We start from the raw sequence: 22,628 nt of genomic DNA, 5'->3' as shown, positions 1-22,628 counted from the left end.
GGTCCGTAATGCCATATTCCCGCTAAAATTCAGCAACTCGCACGGTTCGGCAAAAAGAACCGGTCACGCGACCGACAATTCTGCCTCATAGTAGCAGTCCCAATAGCCGTTGTCGAGCCGGTACACGTTGACGCGGTGCACCAAGCCGGTGCGGGGGTGGCGCGCTTTGACTTGCCCACGCCAGACAACGGGGCTGGCTGGAGCCTCGGGCGCGGGCTGCACGGGCTGGCCCAGCGCGAAGGCAAAGCCGCTGCGGGTTAAGACAGGAGCGTCCTCAACATTCTGCTCGGCGGTAGCCGATGGGGAAGTCGAAGCCGCAGCAGGACTGCAAGCCACCTCGTGCCAGGCCAGCAGCTCACCGCAGCTGGGGCAAAGGGAGGCTACTACGTCATCGGCGTGGTCGGGCGCGTCTACTTGCTCCACGCCTTCTACCTGGTCGGCATCGAGGACAAGGGTTTGCGAAGCTTTTTTGCGGGTAGGCATGCAGCAACAAGTTAGGTTAGAGGATAATCATCAGGTCGTCAAACCGGGTGGTGTAAGCCTGGCTACGGTGCTGGGCCTTGCCCAGCCAGGGGGCGGGCTGGTCGCCCGATACGGCGGTGGCGGCGGGGCGCACGGTGCCGCGGCCGAATTGACGGTTGAGCGCGTCGAGGCTGCGCATGAGCTGCTGGGCGCGGCCGGCGTCGGGGGCGGGTAGCACTGCTCCAGCGGGCGGGGCGAACAGGCTCAGCTGCTGGCCCCGGCCGGGGGGCTCCAGGCCGTCGAGCACGACGCCGGCTTTCACGTACTGGCGGCCCGGCTCGTAGAGTCGTTCCAGCAGATGGCGGGCGTAGGCCAGCAGCTGCAGGGTGTTGCTGGTGGGGCCGCTGGGCAGGGTAAGCGTGGTGGAGCGGGTGTAGGGCGGCGGCAGGCAGGTGTCGTAGCGGTCCTGGCTGATGAACACCGTTAGGATGTGGGCCTGGTCGCCCTGGGCGCGCAGCTTTTCGGCGGCGCGGCTGAGGTACGTGGTGACGGCGCCCCAGAGGTCGTCGAAGGCGGTGAGGCGCTGGCCGAACGAGCGGGAGCAGCTGATGCTTTGGCGGGCCAGGGTGCCATCTTCGGAGGGCTGCAGGCCCTGGCAGGGCTGGCCGCGCAGCTCCTGGATGAGGCGCCACCCCACGACCCCACCCAGGTGCTTGCGGGCCCAGGCCTCGGATACGCCGGCCAGTTCCCAGGCCGTGCGGATGCCGTGGGCCGTGAGTAGGTGGGCGCACTGGCGGCCAATGCCCCAGACGTCGGCGGCGGGCAGGGCCCGCAGGGCCCGCTCCCGGCGGCTGTTGGTATCGAGGCGTAGGATACCGTGTAGTTCGGGGTATTTCTTGGCCAGGCGGTTGGCGGCTTTGGCCAGGGTCTTGGTGGGGGCCATGCCCACGCAGGTAGGAATACCGGTGCAGGCCAGCACGTCGCGGCGGATGCGCTGGGCGCGTACGTCGAGGGTGCCGCAGAAGGTGGTGAGACCGTGCAGGTCCAGGAAGGCCTCGTCAATGCTGTAGACTTCCACGGCCGGCACCTGGTCGGCCAGGCGGGCCATGACCCGGCGCGACATGTCGCCGTAGAGGGCGTAGTTGGAACTCAGGGCGTGGCCCTGGTGCTGGCGCAGCAGCTGGCGCACCTCGAAGTACGGGGCGCCCATGGCAATGCCGAGCTGCTTGGCCTCGGGGGAGCGGCTGACCACGTTGCCGTCGTTGTTGCTCAGGACCACGACAGGGCGGCCGTCGAGGCGGGGCTGAAAAACCCGCTCGCAGGACACGTAGAAGTTGTTGCCGTCAACTAATCCGAACATGGCCCCTCCCCTAGTCGCGGCTGCGCAGCAGCGCGGTAAGCTTGCCCGGAATCAATTCGTGCACCACATGGGTGACCACGCCCCAGATGCGCAGAGTATCCGGGTCAGTAATTTCGTAGTCGGGGTAGTCTGGGTTTTCGGCCTGCAGCCACCAGCTGCTGCCTCGCCGTACCAGACGCTTGACGGTGCACTCCCCTTCCAGCACGGCTACCACGATGTGGTTGTGGTCGGCTTCCAGGTGCTTGTCCACGGCCAGCAGGTCGCCGGCGTGAATCTCGGCGTTCTTCATGCTCTCCCCCGCTACCCGAATCAGGTAGGTAGCCTCGGGGTGGCGGAACAGGATGCGGTTCAGGTCAAAGAGTTCTTCCAGCTCATCGGAGGCTGGGGAGGGGAAGCCGGCGGGCACCAGGGTAGCGAACAGCGGCAGCCAGAGGGTGGTTGTCGGCGGGCCGACTTCAATGAGTTCGACGGAGGTCATGCGAGGTGTGTGAATCGTATCGGGCACAGCAATTATACTAAATAAATTAGCAACATACTTGTTCAACAGCGGCACTCCACCACGAATCTTCTTCGAAAAACTATGTCATCAAACCCTAAAACAGGTTTTTTTATATAGTTACGCCCATCCCTTACCTTCTTCTTTACAACCAATAAGAATAGCAAATCCTATATAAAATGTTGCTCCTAGATTATGAAGCATATAAAGCGTGAATAGTTACCTAGCCCAGGGCGCCGGGGTTTACAGAGGGAAATGATGCATCGCCAGCGCAGCCACTGCTTAAAAAGCTATTGCCACCTGGCCCTGCGCAGTAGTGGTTGACACACCAGGCTGGTACCTGGTTCTGCTCACAGCAATTAAAAGTCGGGCCTATATCACCTGAATATGGGGCCTGCTTTCTAGCTTTAGGCGACGTTATCTTTTTTTTATTCAGGTGTCTATGATTGAGCAGGCGAAGCTGCTACGGGTGTTTACTTTAATTCGATTACTAAAACAAGGCCGGCATACGCTGAACCAACTGGCCCGCCTCCAGGATTGCCACCCGCGCACCATTCGGCGCTACCTGAAATTACTGGAAGAAGTAGGCTATCATATTGATGAAGAGACGCAGGGCCGCGGGTACGTGTATCTGTTTGAAACCGACCCTGAAAAGCCTGCCTTTTTCTCGGCTGAGGAAACCTATGTATTGCGGCAGGCAGTGGCCGGCCTTGAGGAAAACAACCCGTTGCGGGAAAGCCTGAGCCGGAAGCTGTACCAAACCTCGGAGCTGGTGCCGCTGGCCGACGAGCTGCTGGACATGCACCAGGCGCGGGTAGTGCAGCAACTGGCCGAGGCCTTGCGCCAACGCTGCCGGGTGCGGCTGGTGCGCTACCAGTCGCCGCACTCGGGCACGGTGCGGGACCGGGAAGTGGAGCCACTGGGTTTCACCGATAACTATGCCCAGCTGAATGCAGTGGACGTAGCCACCGGGCAGACCCGCACCTACAAAACCCGGCGCATTGAGGACGTGACGCTGTTGGATATAGCCTGCTCCCACGCCGCTACGCAGGAGCAGCTTGATGTCTTTGGGCTGTCTGGTCCGGCGGTGGAGCTAGTGGAGCTGCACTTGACGGCGCGGGCTTACCGCCTGTTGGTGGAGGAGCATCCGGGGGCGCGCGCCTTTGTACTGCCAACAGTAGTGAACGACGCGCCGGATTTGCGCTACGTCTTTCGTGGAGAGGTGCGCAGCTACCTGGGCATCGGCCGGTTTGTGCTGGGCCTGCCCACGGAGGTGCGGGTGGTGCAGCCGGCGACCTTTCGGGAGTTTTTACGGGAGAAGGCCGGGCAGGCGCGGTGGTGAGGATTTTTGGGCTAACCCTGGCAGCCTTGACACAAATTGTCCTGCTGCCTGCTACATCTTTGGCTTAACGCTGATACAGGAGTTTATGCAACGTATTTCCTTTCCTTACTCGGGCAACGTGTTTCTGGACAATGGCACCGTGGCCTTGTACCACTACCTGCAGCAGGCGGCCCGGCTGACTGAACATGACAACCTGCAACCGCTGCAACCTTACGAACTGAGTGAAGGCCGGCATTTTGGGTTGATGGGTGCTGATGGTAGCCTCCCCGAGCATGTGTGGGTGGAGCACCCACGGCTGTATGAGCTGCTAGAAGAACTTTATTATGCTATGGGAAGGGAGGTGTACGACACCTACACCCACAAGCAAATGCAAAAGGGTGGAAACCTTTACTTTACCCTGACTGGGGAAGTCATCCAGGCTTTTCCGAAAATGAATACTTACGGGTTTACGCACCTGCTGACCAACAACGCACAGGGGGGTACCCGGCGGAAGGAAAACAGCCGTAAGTTCAAAGACATTGAAAACAAGGACCCCGCGCTGGCCGCCCGGCTGGATGCGGGTTATACCGAGCGGGGGGTCAAGCGAGATAAGAAGGTCTATTTCAACGAGCCCTACACCAAGATTACCCGGCTGGACGCTCCTACGGCGGCGCACTTCGCGCCTGGCCCACACCGGTGCTATCTAACCGGGGAAAGCGTAAAGACACTGGTAGAAGCCCAGAATATTTCGCCCTTTCTGTCGTCGAGCATGAGCATGTTCAACTCGGGGCTGAGCAGCAGCGACAAGAAAGTATCCTGGAAGGCGATGTATCTGAGCCGGTTTGCCGCGGCGGCTTGCTTGTACCAGTATCCCAACAAGCTGCGCGAAGCGCTGAACGTATATTTCCTGCACGCCGACAGCCTGGAGCACCTGCACACAGTAGTAGTGGACCGTTTGTACCGGGGCATACAGAATGGACTGGGAGTAGAGCAGCTGCGGGAGGAAAAGCTGGAATTTCAGCGCAATTTCCGGGCGAGTGAGGCTCTGGGCAAGCCAGGAGACTTTGTAGGAGTGTACGAAACCCTGTTTGTGGTGCTACACTCTTTGCGGGAGCAAGTGCTGCGGGTAGAACTGCCCCTAAAGGAGCCGGTGGTGTCAACACAAGAGGCGGAACCAGCTGACGAAGAATGGTTAGACCCGACCGAGCTGCTGTTCCCAACTGCTCTGCGGGGGCCCTTGGCATTATACTTCCTGCGGGCTGAGTCGTTTGCGGCCACCATGCGGCCAAAGGTCTTTGACAAGTTGTTCAATTTTCACTATGCCATCGGGCTTATTGGCCATTTGCAGCTACAGAAAATACCGCTTAAAGCGGCCTTACAAAGTCTAAAGGTGTTGAAACCAAGCCAGCGCACCGCCGCCAATGCCTTTCAACAGGAGCGGCAGCTACGGGAGCGGGTAGTCGGCCGGATGCTACAAGGGCAGTCAATTCTGGAAGATGTTGAGGGGCTGCTCTATGACTGCTACGGCTATCTGCTGGACGGGCTGGCTGACCCTAAAAACGGACCGGGCTGGAAGCATTATTCTGCCCTACTGCACCTGACGGAATTATACGAGAAACTTACCAACTCCCACATTATGGAACAATCCGCATTGCAGGAACGCGCAATCAAGCTGGGCGCGCAAATCGGGCAGGGCATTTTAAACTACCAGGGCAAAGCCGCCGAGAAAGGTACCGCCAACCTTGGACAGCGACAGATAAATGCCAAACAGGGCCGCAAGTACATTGTGGCTCTGCGCAAAGCCCGGCGCTACCCCGACTTTCTGGAGCAACTCAGCCGGGTACAGATGCGCTACGGACTGCTGGTCAGCCGCGAACTGCTGGACACGCTTACGGAGGCGGAGTTTCCGTGGGTGAAGCAGTTCATCCTGCTCTCGGCCCTGAACCAACTGAATACGGAACTGAATCCAAAGAAATCCGACAACTCCCAACCTTCTGCTTAACTATCCATGAAGCCCAACAGCATTACCCTGACGTACCTATCCAAAGTATCCTTTGCCAGCCTGAATGGAGGCGATAAAGAGGTAGATAACATTGGCACTATCAAGAAGGTGACCCTGGCCAACGGGGACCAGCTCCCCTACCTCTCGTCGCAGGCCGTGCGGCGGGCCCTGCGCGACAAGCTGCAGGAGCTGGGCTGGGCCTTGTCGCCCACGGGCGAGGGTTCGGAGGCGAAAGGAGCGGCCAAAACGGCCGGGGAACCGGCTACTTATATTGACGACGACCTGTTTGGCTACATGGACGCCGCCAAATCGGGCACGCTGGTGCGCACCTCACCGGTGCGGGTAGAGTCGCTGCTGGCGCTCAGCAAGTACCAGGACGACCTGGACTTTGGCACCAACTACATGAGCAAGGCGGCGGGTGGCAACCCCAACATTTTTGAAACGGAAATTCATTCGGGCTTCTACCGGGGTACCATCCTCATTGAGCTGGACCGGGTGGGTGTGGAGCCGGAAGGCCGGGGTGGCAAATCCTTTGAGCTGCCGGCCGCAGAACGGGCTAACCGGGTACTGGCCCTGCTGGATGCTTTCCAAACCCTGTGGAGTTCGGGGCGACAGTCGCGGTTCTTGGCCGACATCTCCCCGAAGTTCGTGGCGGCAGCCTGGATGAAGTCGAAAAACCCGGTTTTTCTGGAAGCAGTGGACGTGGAGCCTGGTACCCAGCAGGTGAAGCTGGAAGCGGTACGCTCGGTGGTGAGCGACTACGGGCGATTTATAGAGCAGTCGGTGTTGGCGGCGCAGGCTGGGGTGTTTGCTCCCGCCGAAGGAGTAGTGCCGCTGGCCCAGGGCTTTGAGACCATTCGGAGTTGGGTGAACAGCTACTACGGCGTAAGCTAATGGAGTGGCAGTATTGCGCAGTGGCGTTGCGGGCGCAGACAGCCTCCTTCCGCAACCCCGATTTTCAGAACTTCCAGAAAACCTTCCCTCTGCCACCCCCCACTACGGTGGTGGGGCTGGCCGGGGCGGCGCTAGGCCTGAGCCCTCAGGCGGCGCAGGCCTATTTTGAGCAGACTCCTTTTCGGCTGGGAGTCCGGGGCGGGGCCCGCGGGCAAGCCCGCGACTTATGGAAGTACCGCACCCTACCGGGACGCAGCGTTATTACGCGGGAATTACTGGTGGATGGCTGGTTCCAACTCGTATTGGGCAGCCCGGACCATAAGTTGGTCGGTGAACTGGCCGCCGCCCTGGAAGCCCCGGTGCAGGCGCTGACGCTGGGCCAGAGCGACTCACTGGCCAAAGTGGTGCGCGTGGAACTGCTGCACGGGGAAACCGAGTCGGAGCGGTGCACTAGTGCACTGGTGGAGGGCGACGTGCTGGCTCAGGTGCTGGCCCAAGCCAAGTGGGGCCAGGGCTTTTCGCTGACGGTGCGCGACTCGGACCCGATGGCTTACCAGCTTCCCACCCGCTTTCAGTACAAGTCGGCCTATGGCGTGCGGGCCGTGGTGCAGCGACGGCTGTTCTCCTTCGTGGGCGCGGCTGGGGTACACCTGCCCACCGCTCCGCTGCGGGGAGTGCACTGGGGGGATGAGTTCATACCCACCTTTGACTTATAGGCCGATGCTGACCCACCTGATTGCCAAAACCACACCCCGGCAGAGCTTGCAGGAGCACTGTGACCGGGTGCTGGAGGCGTGGGCGGCACTACGGGCCAGCTACGATGGGGTGCTGCCCGTACCGGCCGACTTCTGGCAACATAGCTTCCTGTCGGTGTTACTGCACGACTTCGGCAAGATTTCGCCCAACTTCGAGAACAAGCTGCGGGAAGCCCTGGGGGAGCCGGTGGAGGACGCGACGCTGGAGCATTTGCGGCACGAGTTCCTATCTGCTATTTTCTGGCTCTACCTCAACGCCCACCATCATAAGCAGTTGTTGCCAACTGCTCTGCGGGGGCCGGTGCTGGCAGTGATGACCCACCACAAATCTTTCTCGGCCGACTTATTTCTCCGGGACGAGGGAGTAGAAAAGTGGCAGATACGGCAAGCCGATTTCATGGTCTTTCTGGCGTATGCCCGCCACCGGTTGAATGACTACGGGTTTGCGACGGTCCTACCGCTGTTTGCTGGTGCGGAGGCTCTACACAAGCCCATGACCCGTAACACGCTGGCCCGCCACCGTACTCTGCTGTGGCAGGCGGGCGGGGGCACGGCGGGTCAGGTGGAGGTGGCCCTACGGGAAGCCTCACCGGAGCGCCGGGAAGAGTACATCAAGTACAAGGCCCTGCTGTACGCCGCGGACTGGACGGCTTCGGGCAACCGGGCGCTGGAGTTGCCTCTACGCTACACGGCCGCCGACCTGCGCAGCTGGCTGGCGGCGCGGGCGGCCAGTCGCGGCATCCGCTTTGCCGGGTTTCGAGTGTTTCAGGAGCAAGCAGGCAACGCGCAAGGGAACGTGGTGGCTATTGCGCCGACGGGTAGCGGCAAAACGGAAGCAGCGCTGCTATGGGCCGCCAACCGGCCCCAGGCCTGGGCGCGAATCGTATATCTGCTGCCCACCCGGGTTACCTCAAATGCCCTGTATGAGCGGCTGAACGCCTATTTTGGCAAGGATGCGGCAGATGAGCAGTACACGGCCGTAGTGCACTCCTCAGCCAAGCTGTACCGGCAGGATATTGCCGAGCAGAATGGGAGGACCTATCAGGACTTTGACTACCTCCGGGAATCGTCGTTCTTTAAGCCCGTGACGGTAGCCACCGTGGACCAGGTGCTGACTTCCGGCTTCAATCTGGGCTGGTGGGAGTTGAAGACCCTGCACCTGTTTCGGGCTAGCGTGGTGCTTGACGAAGTGCACGCTTACGAGCCCTACACCCTGGGGCTGCTGGTGAGCACCATTCGGTACTTGCGGCAGCGGTGGCAGACGCGGTTTCTGGTGATGACGGCGACTTTACCCTCTCAGCTACGCCACCTGCTGACTGAAGCCCTGGGCGGAACCGACACGGTAGAGCTGTTACAGGATCGGGAGCTGTTGGCAGCGTGCCGGAACCGGTTTCGGGTGGTGGCCGACGGGGTAGACGCGCTGTTACCCGAAATCAGGGACCAGGTGCAAGCCGGCCGGAAAGTGCTGTTGGTAGTGAATACCGTAAATGAAGCCATCCGGCTGCAGCAGGTATTGGCCGATTTGGCGCCGATGTGCTACCATTCCCGGTTTATTGTGGCGGACCGGCAAAAGAAAGAACGGGAGCTGGAACAACGGGAAACTGACCCCACCCTACAAGGCGCGGGGTTTCTGCTGATTGCCACGCAGGTAGCGGAAGTGTCGCTGGACATTGACTACGACCGGTTGTACACTGAAAACGCGCCCATTGATGCACTGATACAGCGGGCCGGGCGCGTGAATCGCCGGCGCAGCAAGCTAACCGCCGCCGGCCAGCCTGCTACTGAAGTGGTTGTATTTCAGCACACGGAAGCGGCAGAGAAAGTATATGACCTGCTCACCGACCAGCAGGAAAGCATTCTACAGCGTACCCTCACCCTGTTGGCTCAGCACACGGGGCAGCAGCCCTACTTGACCGAACAGGATTTGTTGGATTTGGTGGACGAAGTGTACAGCGGCTGGCAGCTAGCTACCCACCCCAGCTACTTGAAAGGCAAGGGGCAACACCAGGCTGTTCAGGACCGGTGCGGCTATTTGCAGGATTACGCGCTGGCAGATTCGGAGGAAGGCGAGGAAGCCGTGACCCGCGAGGGGATGGACGCGGTGACTATCATTCCAATGCAATTTCGGGATGGATTACGCCAGATACGAGACAAGAAAAAACGCGCAGTGGCCCTGGCCCAGCACGAAGTAAGCATCCGGCGTAGCCTGTACCTGACCGCCAAGCGGCTGGCCAACGCCAAGAGGGAAGAGTTCTCCTTGAAGGAAGGCTGGCATGAGTTTGTCCATATCCCCTACTCCCACGACATCGGCGTGTATATCAGTCCGGAGCAATACGCTGAAATGAAGAATAGCCTAAAAGACCCTGACGTAGTAGTACGATGTCTATAACAACTCATTCTGACACTATTGCCCTGACCACCATCACCCTGCCCGACATCCGGCTGCGTACGCGCGACGCGCACAAGCTGCGGGGGTACTTCGGGGAGCTGTTCCGGGACCACTCGCCCCTGTTGCATAATCACTACGAGGACGGTACCTACCGGCAGCAGTACCCGCTGGTGCAGTACAAGGTGTTGGCGGGCACGCCGACCCTGCTAGGGCTAGGTGAGGGCGCGACGCTACTGGTAGAGCTGTTTTTGCGCATCCGGGAGCTGCAGATTGAGGGGCATCACTACCCGGTGCAGGCCAAGCACATTGTGCACCAGCAAGCGGCCATCGGGCCGGCCGCGGCCCTGCACCGCTACCGGTTTGAGACGCTGTGGATGCCGCTGAACCAGGAGAACCACCGGGAGTACCAGACGCTGGGGCCAGAAGAGCGGCAGCGGCAGCTGACGCGCATTCTGACCAATAACATCTTGGCGCTGCTCAAGGCTACGGGAACCTACGCCCCCGACATGCCGCGGCTGCTGCTGCACGTGGCTTTGAGTGAACCGGTGCCAACGCGCTTTAAAAACCAGCCGATGGTAGCCTTCGGGGGGGAGTTTGTGGCGAATGTGGTGTTGCCCGATAGGGTGGGGCTGGGCAAGTCGGTGGCCCGCGGTTTCGGCGCGGTGCGCCGGGTGAAGTAAGGGCCGCTGTGGCGGGTCGGCCTGTTCTGCTCTTCCCTCCTGCACGGCTGGGATTCGCGGACCAGGGACCCTTTTACGCAAATTCTTTCTGCTAATCCTGACTTATGCATCTGCACATTAACACTTACGGCAGCTACGTCCACGTGAAGGAGGCGATGTTCGAGATTCGGAAGCGCAACGAGCAGGGCGAGGTCGAGAAGCAGCAGTTTGCGGCGTCGCGGGTCAAGGGCATTGTGATGACCACGGGCTCGGCCCTGAGCACGGACGCTATCCGGCTGGCCATGCAGCACAACGTGGACCTGCTGTTTGTGGAGCATGACGGCAGCCCCGTGGGGCGGGTGTGGCACAGCAAGCTGGGCAGCACCACCAAGATTCGCAAAACGCAGCTGGTAGCCAGTATGGGGCCGGAGGGGCTACGGTGGGTGAAGACGTGGGTGCTGACGAAAATGGGGAACCAGGCCAACTTCATCAAGGATCTGAAAAAGCACCGGCCCCAGCATACTGACTACCTGGAAGACAAGCTGCGGCGGCTGGCGGCCCTGAGCTTGTCGGTGCAAAGCCTGGAGGCGGAACGGGTGAGCCAAGTGGCGGACACGCTGCGGGGCCTGGAGGGCACGGCCGGGCGGCTCTACTTTGAAACGCTGAGCTACGTGCTACCGGCCGACTACCGCTTTGCCGGGCGAAGCAGCCGGCCGGCGCGGGATGCCTTTAATGCCTTCCTGAACTATGCCTACGGTATCCTGTACGGGCGGGTGGAAAAAGCCTTGCTAGTGGCGGGGCTGGACCCCTACGTAGGCTTTCTGCACCGCGACGACTACAACCAGCTCAGCATGGTGTTTGACTTTATTGAGCCGTACCGGGCTTGGGCGGATGAGACGGTGTTCCGGCTGTTTTCGGCCAAGAAAGTAAACAAAGCGCACACCGAGCCGCTGGCTCAGGGCGTGACGCTGAATGCCGAAGGCAAAGCCCTGCTGGTAGAGGCCTTCGGCCGGTTTCTGGACCAGGACAGCATCCGGCACCGGGGCCGCAACCTGCTGCGCGGGGTGGCCCTGCAGGCCGATGCCCACCAGTTCGCCAATGCCTTGCTTAGCCAGGCCCCTTCCCTAACTGATCAGCCATGCTAGTGTGGGTGCTCTACGACATTGAGCAGGACCGCGCCCGGGCGAAGGCGGCTAAGATCTGCAAGCAGGCGGGATTGTACCGGGTACAGTTTTCGTGTTTTTTGGGCACCTTGAGCGCGCACGAAAAAGATACGCTGCAGCTGCGGCTGGCCGAGTTGATTGACGAGGAATGCGACAAAGTGTATCTGTTTCCGATGAACAAGGCGGAGCTACAGCAGACGGTACTGCTGGGGCAGGCCTTTGATAAGGCACTGGTGTCGGATGAGGTGCGCAACCTGTTTCTCTGAACCTTTATGTCGTTGACGCCCTCACACTTGATTGAGTACCTGTACTGTCCGCGCTTTACGTATTTTGAATACGTGCTGCGGGTGCCGCAGTATGAGCACAAAAACTACAAAGTGCTGCGGGGGCGCCACCTGCACGACCAGCGGCTGGAGCAGAACAAAGACTATCTGCGGCGGCGGTTGGGCGTGGTGGACAAATACCTGGACCAGTACTTGACGAACGAAGTGCTACGAGGCCGGGTGGATGAGGTGTTGCAGCTGAGTGATAATACATTGGCTCCGCTGGACTATAAATTTGCTGAGTGGGAGGACAGCGTGTACCAGACCTACCAAACGCAGCTATACTGCTACGCTTGGCTGATTGAGGAAACCTTTGGCCAGCCGGTGCGGCGGGGGTATTTGGTGTACACGCGCAGCCGGAATAAAGTAGTGGAAGTGCCCATTGGGCCGAACAATGTAGCGGAGGTGAAGCGGATAGCGGCGGAGGTATTGGATATTCTGGAAACGAATCGTTACCCGAAAGCAACGCGCTACAAAAGTCGTTGCGTAACTTGCACCTATCGCAACATCTGCACGCAGTGAGGAAGAACTGTATTTCCGGGTGTCAACTTATTTGGAAATTCTTTCTTTTCAAGTGTAACTACCTCACTATTATATAATTATCCTTACGGAAGATGTGCGAAAATTTTAAAAAAACCTGCTCTTTGACGTACGATAGAATGCATAATGAGCGCAGAACAAATTATACAAATACCCTGGTTATCAGCTATTTGCAAGCAGCGACGACCTACTAGGCTATTCCGGATTGAAGACGGATTGAAACGCCATGAAGCTCACGTACCGGCAATGGGTGAAAACACCCCTACTAGGCTATTCCGGATTGAAGACGGATTGAAACGGATTCGTGGGCTTGCCGGCCCGCTTGGCACAGATACCTACTAGGCTATTCCGGATTGAAGACGGATTGAAACCGGCCCTCAACGCCCAGCGCGGGTACACTCTCTTACCCTACTAGGCTATTCCGGATTGAAGACGGATTGAAACAGAGGACATCAGGTAAGAGAATTCGGCCGCGTACTCCTACTAGGCTATTCCGGATTGAAGACGGATTGAAACAAACTACTCGATAGGTGAAGGTTGCGGGGGTCATGGTCCTACTAGGCTATTCCGGATTGAAGACGGATTGAAACGTCGGGCCGTACTACTTCGATTTCCCGCCAGTTGAGCACCTACTAGGCTATTCCGGATTGAAGACGGATTGAAACTTCCGCCCGCACCCAATACAGCCCCTGCGGGCCGGTGCCTACTAGGCTATTCCGGATTGAAGACGGATTGAAACAAATTGTTGCACGGCAGCCGTGTAGGCGCTTGCCTCAGCAGGCGACAAACCTACTAGGCTATTCCGGATTGAAGACGGATTGAAACATCCGTGGCGGTGTGAGCATCGCCACGGGTTTTCTTCCTACCCTACTAGGCTATTCCGGATTGAAGACGGATTGAAACCACGTAGTCGTTTCACAATGTTACTGGATTATTTTCACCTACTAGGCTATTCCGGATTGAAGACGGATTGAAACGACGCTGGCGGCAACAAGGCCAGAAGCAAAAAGTACGCCTACTAGGCTATTCCGGATTGAAGACGGATTGAAACGCCTTTACGGGGGGCATAGCGCCATCCACAGGGACAGTCCTACTAGGCTATTCCGGATTGAAGACGGATTGAAACCTGGTGCTTATTGAAATCTTCGGGCGGGTAGTGCCCACCTACTAGGCTATTCCGGATTGAAGACGGATTGAAACTCCTAGGTTGACAACGGTATAGGGATGATTGATCTTCCCCTACTAGGCTATTCCGGATTGAAGACGGATTGAAACCGGCTGGTAGGTCAGCAGCTGGCCCAGCAGGGCCGGGCCTCCTACTAGGCTATTCCGGATTGAAGACGGATTGAAACATGTACTCCACCTGCCCGCCCTGGCAGTTCTGGCTTTCCCCTACTAGGCTATTCCGGATTGAAGACGGATTGAAACCCAGTCCAACACCAACTGGGGCCTGAACCTGCGCCTGGACCTACTAGGCTATTCCGGATTGAAGACGGATTGAAACTTGGTGAAAAGACCAACCCGCTTCACGGCTGCCAGTAGCCTACTAGGCTATTCCGGATTGAAGACGGATTGAAACTGAAAGAGGCTAAAGCCTACCTGTCCCAGGCCTATGCGCCTACTAGGCTATTCCGGATTGAAGACGGATTGAAACTCGTTTTTGATGGCCGCTTCCTGCGCCAGGGAGGTGCCCTACTAGGCTATTCCGGATTGAAGACGGATTGAAACTGACGGTGGAGCGCTTCAGCGACCAAACCTCGGATGCTTCCTACTAGGCTATTCCGGATTGAAGACGGATTGAAACGCGAAGGCAACAACGAGCTGCGCACCCGCCTGACAGGCCTACTAGGCTATTCCGGATTGAAGACGGATTGAAACTTTTCCACCTCAACTTCTACCAAGGTATAGAAGTCGCCTACTAGGCTATTCCGGATTGAAGACGGATTGAAACACGAAGTGGTGTACGTGCTGCGCGAAGGCGCCAACGGCCCTACTAGGCTATTCCGGATTGAAGACGGATTGAAACACCGTGTTGCGCCCGGAGCAGTTGACAGAACTGGCCTACTAGGCTATTCCGGATTGAAGACGGATTGAAACTACCAGGTAGCTGGGAAGGTATCCACTGGCAGTGTCACGCGCCTACTAGGCTATTCCGGATTGAAGACGGATTGAAACCGACTGAAAGGGGCCAGCAGAGTTTTTGCCCAGTTCCACCTACTAGGCTATTCCGGATTGAAGACGGATTGAAACTTCGTCTTATTCGTCTCCTTATAAGGCGACACTGAACCTACTAGGCTATTCCGGATTGAAGACGGATTGAAACTGGCCGTGGAGCAGGTAGCCCAGGGCCCGCTGCAACGCCTACTAGGCTATTCCGGATTGAAGACGGATTGAAACTCGGAGGCAGTCAATCGGCTGGCTGAGCTGGAAGGAACCTACTAGGCTATTCCGGATTGAAGACGGATTGAAACCTGGACTTGGGTAGGCTGGGCATCAGGCAGGGGTAGTCCTACTAGGCTATTCCGGATTGAAGACGGATTGAAACATGCGCTGTTGCTTGGCATCCCAGTCCCGACGAAGGCCTACTAGGCTATTCCGGATTGAAGACGGATTGAAACATGTTTTCAATGACGCGGATGCCCAGCTCGGCCAGCCCTACTAGGCTATTCCGGATTGAAGACGGATTGAAACGCGCAAGGCTCACCAGCGTAGCAGCTACCACACTCGCCCCTACTAGGCTATTCCGGATTGAAGACGGATTGAAACTTCAGCTCTGACTATGGCCTCTCTCACCGCTCTGGACCTGGCCCTACTAGGCTATTCCGGATTGAAGACGGATTGAAACGCGTAATCAAATTGCCGGTGGCAGCTACGGCACATCCTACTAGGCTATTCCGGATTGAAGACGGATTGAAACTTGAATGGGAAGCATGGTACGGGTGGTAGGTAAGCCCTACTAGGCTATTCCGGATTGAAGACGGATTGAAACAGCAGGACTATGGCCGGAGCACGCTGGAAACCCAGCAGCAAACCTACTAGGCTATTCCGGATTGAAGACGGATTGAAACCTTTTTTAAGTGCTCCAGCTAGCTTTTCGTAATCTACCTACTAGGCTATTCCGGATTGAAGACGGATTGAAACAATCGACCACAAACAGCAGCAGCCACGCGGCTACAGCCCTACTAGGCTATTCCGGATTGAAGACGGATTGAAACAGGTAGTAGAACTGACTCAGCAGCTGCGGCACGGCCAGCCTACTAGGCTATTCCGGATTGAAGACGGATTGAAACCAGCAGCGACAGGGCACGGCTGATGGTTCGAATGGTGCCTACTAGGCTATTCCGGATTGAAGACGGATTGAAACTTGCCCTACTCGAAGCCACCGCCCTCGAAGCTGGGGCCTACTAGGCTATTCCGGATTGAAGACGGATTGAAACAGGCCCGCCCGGGCCGCACCCAGTACCCGGTGCCGAGCCTACTAGGCTATTCCGGATTGAAGACGGATTGAAACTCAATCTTGGTTTCCAGCTTACCCAGCCCTTCCACGATCCTACTAGGCTATTCCGGATTGAAGACGGATTGAAACCAATCAGTTGCTCATCTTCCGTCAGCCAGGCGTAGCCCTACTCCTACTAGGCTATTCCGGATTGAAGACGGATTGAAACCCTTCGTAGGTGCCGGCCCAGTCGGGGTAGGTGCTCCCGCCTACTAGGCTATTCCGGATTGAAGACGGATTGAAACTAGTCCTTGCTGGCGTTGGCCCGGTCGCCGAGCATCCCTACTAGGCTATTCCGGATTGAAGACGGATTGAAACTTGATGGCCTGCTGAAAGCCCACAATCTTCATGCGCTCCTACTAGGCTATTCCGGATTGAAGACGGATTGAAACAGGTCTGTGATTTTTACAGAGCATGCAGCGGCCACTACCTACTAGGCTATTCCGGATTGAAGACGGATTGAAACGGAAACGTTTCGGGCCAGTAGCTAATTACGTGGAGCCACCTACTAGGCTATTCCGGATTGAAGACGGATTGAAACATTCCATGTGGTAGATCAGAATGGTGTTGCCATCCTTACCTACTAGGCTATTCCGGATTGAAGACGGATTGAAACTTCTGATTCCCGCCTAATACTGAGAACGTCGTCGCATCCCTACTAGGCTATTCCGGATTGAAGACGGATTGAAACATGAGCAGTTCGGGCGCGGGCGTCTGGGCATAGTCTCCTACTAGGCTATTCCGGATTGAAGACGGATTGAAACGCATAGTCGAACTGCCGATGACAGCTACGGCACATCCTACTAGGCTATTCCGGATTGAAGACGGATTGAAACGCGGATACCACGTTGCGGCGGTGCACCAGCAACTGGTCCCTACTAGGCTATTCCGGATTGAAGACGGATTGAAACCTGACCGCCTGGGCATAGCTGGCCGCGCGGGCGGCGGCCCTACTAGGCTATTCCGGATTGAAGACGGATTGAAACTTCGACTTGATTGTTGGAGTAGCCGGCCAAACGGGGTCCTACTAGGCTATTCCGGATTGAAGACGGATTGAAACAAGTAGTAGAACTGACTCAGCAGCTGCGGCACGGCCAGCCTACTAGGCTATTCCGGATTGAAGACGGATTGAAACAATCCTACCGAGAAGACGGCGGCTGAAATCCGGCGGCCTACTAGGCTATTCCGGATTGAAGACGGATTGAAACTGAAAGTACGCTTTGTGTTCCGGCCTTCGGAAAGCACGGCCTACTAGGCTATTCCGGATTGAAGACGGATTGAAACATGCCTCGGTAAAAGAAACCAAGGAAGCCGTTACGCTCCTACTAGGCTATTCCGGATTGAAGACGGATTGAAACCTATAGCCTTTTCTGTATCAATGCGTAGCAGCTGTAAGCCTACTAGGCTATTCCGGATTGAAGACGGATTGAAACTTGGTTTTGGCATTGCTTAACACGGTTTCGTTTGGTAACCTACTAGGCTATTCCGGATTGAAGACGGATTGAAACTTGCCCTACGGTGCCGAAAACGCGGTTTTTGCCTTGTCCTACTAGGCTATTCCGGATTGAAGACGGATTGAAACCCATTGCGGGTATTACCGAGTTTCGGGACCGGCTGCCGCCTACTAGGCTATTCCGGATTGAAGACGGATTGAAACATGTACTCCACCTGCCCGCCCTGGCAGTTCTGGCTTTCCCCTACTAGGCTATTCCGGATTGAAGACGGATTGAAACCCAGTCCAACACCAACTGGGGCCTGAACCTGCGCCTGGACCTACTAGGCTATTCCGGATTGAAGACGGATTGAAACTTGGTGAAAAGACCAACCCGCTTCACGGCTGCCAGTAGCCTACTAGGCTATTCCGGATTGAAGACGGATTGAAACTGAAAGAGGCTAAAGCCTACCTGTCCCAGGCCTATGCGCCTACTAGGCTATTCCGGATTGAAGACGGATTGAAACCAGACGAAACGACAGCTCCAGGCCCACCACGAAGGCCCTACTAGGCTATTCCGGATTGAAGACGGATTGAAACTGCAGGGCAGCCGCGCCGGCATTGGGCAACTGCTCACCTACTAGGCTATTCCGGATTGAAGACGGATTGAAACAGCAGATGCTGATTGCCGGCATCATCCGGGCCGCCAAGCCTACTAGGCTATTCCGGATTGAAGACGGATTGAAACTTTCTGACTCATGGCCGCTCCCGCAGTTACCATTGACCCTACTAGGCTATTCCGGATTGAAGACGGATTGAAACTCACTGAACATTGCGCCCGCAACGATCAGACCGCCTACCCTACTAGGCTATTCCGGATTGAAGACGGATTGAAACTTTCTCGCCGGCAGATCCTGCCGCAGCTGCGGCGGTGCCTACTAGGCTATTCCGGATTGAAGACGGATTGAAACTCGAAGTGGGATACTTCTACCGTGGTCCCGGTATTGCCTACTAGGCTATTCCGGATTGAAGACGGATTGAAACTTGCTCTGAAATTGCACTGCCTGCAGCTGCCGGCGACCCTACTAGGCTATTCCGGATTGAAGACGGATTGAAACTCTTCTGTGAGCTGGAACGGCTCAAAACCAACTTTCACCTACTAGGCTATTCCGGATTGAAGACGGATTGAAACACCCGATTGGTGACAAAATCAAGGTGCTGAGCAGTCCTACTAGGCTATTCCGGATTGAAGACGGATTGAAACAAGGCAGACAAGTACATAGTCCGACCAAATGCCATCGCCCTACCAGGCTATTCCGGATTGAAGACGGATTGAAACATTCCCTTGCCGGCCGGCTACCCTACCTGCTCAGTACCTACCAGGCTATTCCGGATTGAAGACGGATTGAAACTCCACGGTCCAGAGCTGCGATACCTCGCCGCCATCCTCCTACCAGGCTATTCCGGATTGAAGACGGATTGAAACTGGACGACATCAAGGCAATGGATATCTGGATTCAGCTCCCTAACAGGCTATTCCAGAGTGAAGACGGATTGAAACAGTGAAACAAGTACCAGTGAAACCAGAGAAGCGACCCCTACCAGGTTGTTCCAGAGTGAAGACGGATTGAAACTTTCCTACGAACGGCTGATTGTACCGCCGGCTGATACCCCCGACCGCCCTACTAGGCTATTCCAAAGTGAAGACGGATTGAAACCCGTGCCGGAATCGACGTTCGGGCTGCTGGATTACCGGGCCTACTAGGCTATTCCGGAGTGAAGACGGATTGAAACTGCATGAAGGAGGTACCCCAGGCCCGCGACTGATTCGACTCACCAGGCTATTCCGGAGTGAAGACGGATTGAAACGTACCACGCTAGGTTTGCAGAGCCAACTAGGTGTATAGTCCCAGCGTGAGGTGGGTTGGGTTTCGGCTTAAGCTAGACGGGTTCTTTTGCCACAGAGCACAGATGAATTCGTGTGGTGTCAGCCCCCGCAGGGTGTTCATGCGCCCAGGTGCTTAGGGTCGAGGCCCAGCTTGTCGGCGAAGCGGCGGGTGGCCTGCTGGTGGCGCCGGGTTATCTGCTGCTGGGCGGCTTCGGCGGGTTGCCAATCGGGCCGGGGGTTGCGGTTGATGGCCTGCTGAACCTCGTGGCGCTGCTGCGCGGCCTGCTCCATGCTCAGCAGCCCGCGGCGGTGCTTCTGCTTGATAAGGGTGAGCTTGTCGCGCAGGTGTTGGGCGTTGGGGTGGCGGTCGGGAATCATCAGGGCTACATTCTGCACGAGCTGGGGGGCGGCCAGTTGCAGCTGGCGGAGGGCTACGGCCTCTTGGCTGATGGCCTGAGCTTTCCGGTCGAGGTGCTGATTCTCGAGAGTGCGGGCCTTGCGGTCAAAATACTTGCTGATGATGCCGTAGATGGTGGCCGGGTCAAGGGCGTTGAAGAAGCGGGTGCCGGTGGTGCGGGCTTCTTTCAGAGCCAGAATAATGTCCTTGACGCTGTCGTGGGTGTAGGTCTGGGCCAGCGTGTCGGCCAGCTCCAGAATGTCGGCCGCGTCGGGCTTTTCGGCAACCCGGACACTGTCCACAAAGGCCCGCAGCACAATCACCAGCAGCTTTATGACCACGTCCTCCCCTACCTGCTTTTTGAGCTGGAACAGCTTGGGGGCGGCGGCGGCCTGGGCCACGGTGAGCCCCACCGACAGCTCGGCCAGGGCCAGGCGGGCACTGGGGTTGGGGGTGCTGGCCAGGTGGCTACCGGTCGTACTTGGAGCGGAAGCCAGTTGCAGCAAAGAAGTCTCCGGCCGGGGGCTGCTGCTGGAGGAAGCCATCGGGGCGGCGCTGGACGTTGGGAGCGAGTTTGAGGCGGTTATCGGCGGCGTCATTGAGCATGAATCGTTTGGCGGTGGCAACCCAATCCTTGCGGGTGGGCTCTAATCCGGTTTTCTTGTCGCGCCACGTGGCTACCAGCTGGTGGTAGTGGCGTAGGTCGGCCAGCTCGTAGTCGGTGCCCTGGAAGGCCTGAATGAAGGCCGACACGTCGGCAATAGGGCTCTGGCTGAAGGGCAGCTCGGGGAAGGCAGTGCAGCCGTTCCGGCGGGCATCGCCCGGCGGGGCAGTGGCGGATCTGCGGATGGTTTCGGCCTGCGGGCCCTTTTTCTTTGGCGCAACTTTCTTTTTGGGGGCTGTCGGCTGCGCCGGGCCTGCACCGTTGGACGGGGCGGTGTCGTTCGGCAGCAGTTCCGCCCCTGAAAGCCCTTCGCCCTCCAGCACCTCTATTTTTTTTTGGTGCGGAGCGGTGGCGGCACCCGTGTTTTCACTATTTGTACTACTACCTGTTTTATTATACAAGGAGTGTTGGCCCACTTCCGGGCCGACCTCCCCTCCTGGGTTTGCCCAGTTTTGGGCTGACCGTTGGCCCACTTCTGGGCTAACTGGTGCGGGTTGAGTTGGCCCACTTCCGGGCCGACTGGCCGGTTTAGGTTGGCCTACTTCTGGGCCAGCCTCCCCTGCCCCGCCGAGCACCCGTAGCCGGGCCGTGCTGCCGCCGCTGTGGCTGGGCTGGTAGGCCAGCAAGCCCCACGCCTCCAAGTCGCGCAGGGCGCTTAGGTAGGTGTCTTTGTTGCCGATGCGGGCAGCCTGCATGGTGGTGGCGCGGTGCAGGGCCAGGGCTTCGGGGAAGCGGGCGGCGTTCCATTGGTAGAACAGAGCCCAGTATAGGCTCATGTGGTGGGGCCGGGCTTCGGGGCGGGTGCTCAGCCGTTGGTGGGCGGCCATGGTGTGGAGGATGAAATTCACGGGGCCACGTCGTCAGAAGGAACATTCGCATGGCTTGCGGATTTCGGCCCCTTCCACCTGATACCGGCGCAAGTCCCAGGAGAATTTACCAGTTGGGTAATGCTCCGTATCGGGCACCCCATCGGCCTGCATCTGCGCGAAAACCGGGCGCAGCTCGGTTAGGGGCAGCGGGCGTACGCGCTTGTAGGCCCGGCTGCGGTTGATGGTATAGCCTAGCTCTGCCTCGGTGGCCTCAGCCTGGGCATACACGTCGGAGCGGTGGCAGAAGGTGACATACCAGTGCTGAATACCGCCTTTCAGGCACCCGGCGCAGTTGCCGTGCTTGTACGCGCCGTAGGTCAGGGGCGGGGCAATGCCTACCTCCGTGGTGCTTTCCAGCGTGTCGAGCCACTCGGCCAGGGGAAAGCAGGTAGCGTAGCCCATCGCGCCCAGAATGTGGCGGCGCCGGTTGATGCGCTCCTGCTCGTCATCATCGAAGCCGTAGTAGATGACGGCCTGGCCCGGCGGGTGGTGCTGGTTGAGGTAGGCGTGAAAGGGTTTGGTTTTCAGCTCGTGGGTGCAGAAGGCGTTGCCGTTGCCGGGCTGTTTGAAGGCCTTGGCGGCTAAGCTTACCTGGAACTGGTCGGGCAGCTGCTGGGGGTCGGTGATGCCGCCAAGGTTGGCGTAGGTGATGGGCACGCCCAGAAAGGCGGCTACCTCCCGCTTGAACCGCTTGATGTCGGCGTGCTCTTTCTCGGGGTTGATGTCGTGGTTCAGAAGTGTTACTGAGCCGCGCCCGTAGCGGCCGACCACGGCCAGGGCGACGAGGGCGGAGCTGTGGCCGCCGGAGAAACATACAATGTGCTGCATGGTTACTCCGCTTTTTTGGCCCGGCTGCGCTTCTTGACAGTCGGCTGGGGTTGCTCCCCGGCCGCGGCTTCGTCGGTAGTGGGCTGCGGCTCGGTCAGGTAAGCGTTAGCTTCAGCTAGTAATTGGTGGGCGTCCTCCGGGGACTCCTGCTCGAATAAATCCAGCTGCTTGCCGGCGTCGCTGTGCTTGCCCCGCAGGGCGGCTTCTACTTCTTCCAATGCATCGAGCACTGCCGATTCTAACGCCCGCACGTAGCCGTATTCCGTGTTTTCGTCCTCGTAGGCTACGTAGGGGCTGGTGAGGTTGAGCACCCGGTTCCCGGAAAGGCGGCGCCGGCCGATGAGTGTTACCCCTCCCCCGCTGTGGCCGATGCTCAGGCCTGTTACCGTGAAGTTGTCAAAGTGGTAGGGCAGTTCCTCCGCCTCGTCCTGGGGCCAGAAGTCGGGCGTTTCGGGCAGCTGCTCACAGAGCAGGCACAAGTGGGGCACGAGGCGGGAAAAGCGGTGCTGCAGGTCGGGGTGCACCAGTTCCAGGCTGGTGAGGGTAAAGCTGCGGGGCGGGGCATCCTGGTCGCGCTGCTCCGTAAATTCACAGATAAGCTGGTAGTCCTTGATTTTCGCCTTCTGGATGCGGATGATGGATTGGGCGGCCTCAGGGCCAACGAGGGGGGCGAGTTGGGTGCTCATGCGG

Annotated in this window: 16 protein-coding genes and 1 CRISPR repeat array; of the genes, 9 read left to right on the top strand and 7 right to left on the bottom strand. The window is 58.1% G+C overall.

The features are described 5' to 3' along the window. Window positions 1–63: 63 nt before the first annotated feature. The 3 genes from GGU46_RS12790 to GGU46_RS12780 are packed head-to-tail and all read right to left on the bottom strand — an operon-like array spanning window position 64 to window position 2,300. On the bottom strand, window positions 64–483 hold the full coding sequence (locus GGU46_RS12790) for a hypothetical protein (protein WP_183403917.1): 420 nt from the start codon (window positions 481–483) through the stop codon (window positions 64–66). A 16-nt stretch (window positions 484–499) separates the two neighbouring features. Next, entirely contained in the window at window positions 500–1,822 is a 1,323-nt protein-coding gene (locus tag GGU46_RS12785) for a Y-family DNA polymerase (protein WP_183403916.1), read from the bottom strand. 10 nt (window positions 1,823–1,832) lie between these two features. Further along, on the bottom strand, window positions 1,833–2,300 hold the full coding sequence (locus GGU46_RS12780) for a LexA family protein (RefSeq protein ID WP_183403915.1): 468 nt from the start codon (window positions 2,298–2,300) through the stop codon (window positions 1,833–1,835). A 460-nt stretch (window positions 2,301–2,760) separates the two neighbouring features. On the opposite strand from GGU46_RS12780, the gene GGU46_RS12775 reads away from it, so the two are divergent. The 9 genes from GGU46_RS12775 to cas4 all read left to right on the top strand — a co-directional run bounded on the left by GGU46_RS12775 (window position 2,761) and on the right by cas4 (window position 12,346). Beyond that, a complete protein-coding gene (locus GGU46_RS12775; RefSeq protein ID WP_183403914.1) occupies window positions 2,761–3,660 on the top strand; it encodes a helix-turn-helix transcriptional regulator in 900 nt (299 codons plus the stop codon). 85 nt (window positions 3,661–3,745) lie between these two features. Beyond that, the gene (locus GGU46_RS12770; protein WP_183403913.1) at window positions 3,746–5,641 is read left to right on the top strand and encodes a hypothetical protein; all 1,896 of its coding nucleotides are present in this window, start codon (window positions 3,746–3,748) and stop codon (window positions 5,639–5,641) included. Window positions 5,642–5,647: 6 nt separating this feature from the next. Further along, window positions 5,648–6,535 (top strand): type I-B CRISPR-associated protein Cas7/Cst2/DevR, encoded by an 888-nt coding sequence (gene cas7i / locus GGU46_RS12765; RefSeq protein ID WP_183403912.1) that lies wholly within the window; start codon window positions 5,648–5,650, stop codon window positions 6,533–6,535. Next, on the top strand, window positions 6,535–7,251 hold the full coding sequence (gene cas5 / locus GGU46_RS12760; protein ID WP_183403911.1) for a CRISPR-associated protein Cas5: 717 nt from the start codon (window positions 6,535–6,537) through the stop codon (window positions 7,249–7,251). Before cas7i ends, cas5 begins: the two co-directional genes overlap by 1 nt. 4 nt (window positions 7,252–7,255) lie before the next feature. Further along, window positions 7,256–9,679 carry a CRISPR-associated helicase Cas3' gene (gene cas3 / locus GGU46_RS12755; RefSeq protein ID WP_183403910.1) on the top strand — a complete coding sequence of 808 codons (2,424 nt, stop codon included), beginning with the start codon at window positions 7,256–7,258 and terminating at the stop codon, window positions 9,677–9,679. Next, window positions 9,670–10,359 (top strand): CRISPR-associated endonuclease Cas6, encoded by a 690-nt coding sequence (locus GGU46_RS12750; RefSeq protein WP_183403909.1) that lies wholly within the window; start codon window positions 9,670–9,672, stop codon window positions 10,357–10,359. Before cas3 ends, GGU46_RS12750 begins: the two co-directional genes overlap by 10 nt. Window positions 10,360–10,463: 104 nt before the next feature. Continuing rightward, window positions 10,464–11,483, top strand: a complete 1,020-nt coding sequence (gene cas1, locus GGU46_RS12745) for a CRISPR-associated endonuclease Cas1 (protein ID WP_183403908.1) — start codon at window positions 10,464–10,466, stop codon at window positions 11,481–11,483. Next, window positions 11,477–11,767, top strand: coding sequence for a CRISPR-associated endonuclease Cas2 (cas2, locus tag GGU46_RS12740; protein ID WP_183403907.1), 291 nt, complete (start codon window positions 11,477–11,479; stop codon window positions 11,765–11,767). The genes cas1 and cas2 overlap by 7 nt, the downstream gene beginning before the upstream one ends. A gap of 6 nt (window positions 11,768–11,773) precedes the next feature. After that, window positions 11,774–12,346, top strand: coding sequence for a CRISPR-associated protein Cas4 (gene cas4 / locus GGU46_RS12735; protein WP_183403906.1), 573 nt, complete (start codon window positions 11,774–11,776; stop codon window positions 12,344–12,346). 204 nt (window positions 12,347–12,550) lie between these two features. Beyond that, window positions 12,551–19,161: a CRISPR direct-repeat array (repeat unit 37 nt; unit sequence CCTACTAGGCTATTCCGGATTGAAGACGGATTGAAAC). 136 nt (window positions 19,162–19,297) lie between these two features. On the opposite strand, the gene GGU46_RS12730 is transcribed toward cas4, so the two are convergent. From GGU46_RS12730 to GGU46_RS12715, 4 genes are read right to left on the bottom strand one after another with little or no spacing between them, the layout of a single operon-like run. Continuing rightward, window positions 19,298–20,083 (bottom strand): hypothetical protein, encoded by a 786-nt coding sequence (locus GGU46_RS12730; RefSeq protein WP_246398986.1) that lies wholly within the window; start codon window positions 20,081–20,083, stop codon window positions 19,298–19,300. Then, window positions 20,046–21,089 (bottom strand): hypothetical protein, encoded by a 1,044-nt coding sequence (locus GGU46_RS12725; protein WP_183403905.1) that lies wholly within the window; start codon window positions 21,087–21,089, stop codon window positions 20,046–20,048. The genes GGU46_RS12730 and GGU46_RS12725 overlap by 38 nt, the downstream gene beginning before the upstream one ends. 12 nt (window positions 21,090–21,101) lie before the next feature. Beyond that, a complete protein-coding gene (locus GGU46_RS12720) occupies window positions 21,102–21,938 on the bottom strand; it encodes an adenine nucleotide alpha hydrolase family protein (RefSeq protein ID WP_183403904.1) in 837 nt (278 codons plus the stop codon). Between the two features lie 2 nt (window positions 21,939–21,940). After that, window positions 21,941–22,624 carry a hypothetical protein gene (locus GGU46_RS12715; RefSeq protein ID WP_246398987.1) on the bottom strand — a complete coding sequence of 228 codons (684 nt, stop codon included), beginning with the start codon at window positions 22,622–22,624 and terminating at the stop codon, window positions 21,941–21,943. Between the last annotated feature and the right edge of the window lie 4 nt (window positions 22,625–22,628).

Source organism: Hymenobacter latericoloratus, assembly GCF_014199535.1.
GTDB classification, from domain to species: Bacteria; Bacteroidota; Bacteroidia; order Cytophagales; family Hymenobacteraceae; genus Hymenobacter; species Hymenobacter latericoloratus.
The sequence above is the reverse complement of the archived record's forward strand: the minus strand, read 5'-3'. Positions and strand labels throughout refer to the sequence as shown.

Excerpts from the sequence above, each read along its gene's own strand:
- GGU46_RS12750 (WP_183403909.1), top strand. The coding sequence starts at position 9,670 with ATGTCTATAACAACTCATTCTGACACTATTGCCCTGACCACCATCACC.
- cas4 (WP_183403906.1), top strand. The coding sequence starts at position 11,774 with ATGTCGTTGACGCCCTCACACTTGATTGAGTACCTGTACTGTCCGCGC.
- GGU46_RS12790 (WP_183403917.1), bottom strand. The coding sequence starts at position 483 with ATGCCTACCCGCAAAAAAGCTTCGCAAACCCTTGTCCTCGATGCCGAC.
- GGU46_RS12780 (WP_183403915.1), bottom strand. The coding sequence starts at position 2,300 with ATGACCTCCGTCGAACTCATTGAAGTCGGCCCGCCGACAACCACCCTC.
- GGU46_RS12785 (WP_183403916.1), bottom strand. The coding sequence starts at position 1,822 with ATGTTCGGATTAGTTGACGGCAACAACTTCTACGTGTCCTGCGAGCGG.
- cas2 (WP_183403907.1), top strand. The coding sequence starts at position 11,477 with ATGCTAGTGTGGGTGCTCTACGACATTGAGCAGGACCGCGCCCGGGCG.
- cas1 (WP_183403908.1), top strand. The coding sequence starts at position 10,464 with ATGCATCTGCACATTAACACTTACGGCAGCTACGTCCACGTGAAGGAG.
- cas7i (WP_183403912.1), top strand. The coding sequence starts at position 5,648 with ATGAAGCCCAACAGCATTACCCTGACGTACCTATCCAAAGTATCCTTT.
- GGU46_RS12775 (WP_183403914.1), top strand. The coding sequence starts at position 2,761 with ATGATTGAGCAGGCGAAGCTGCTACGGGTGTTTACTTTAATTCGATTA.
- cas3 (WP_183403910.1), top strand. The coding sequence starts at position 7,256 with ATGCTGACCCACCTGATTGCCAAAACCACACCCCGGCAGAGCTTGCAG.
- GGU46_RS12720 (WP_183403904.1), bottom strand. The coding sequence starts at position 21,938 with ATGCAGCACATTGTATGTTTCTCCGGCGGCCACAGCTCCGCCCTCGTC.
- GGU46_RS12715 (WP_246398987.1), bottom strand. The coding sequence starts at position 22,624 with ATGAGCACCCAACTCGCCCCCCTCGTTGGCCCTGAGGCCGCCCAATCC.
- cas5 (WP_183403911.1), top strand. The coding sequence starts at position 6,535 with ATGGAGTGGCAGTATTGCGCAGTGGCGTTGCGGGCGCAGACAGCCTCC.
- GGU46_RS12770 (WP_183403913.1), top strand. The coding sequence starts at position 3,746 with ATGCAACGTATTTCCTTTCCTTACTCGGGCAACGTGTTTCTGGACAAT.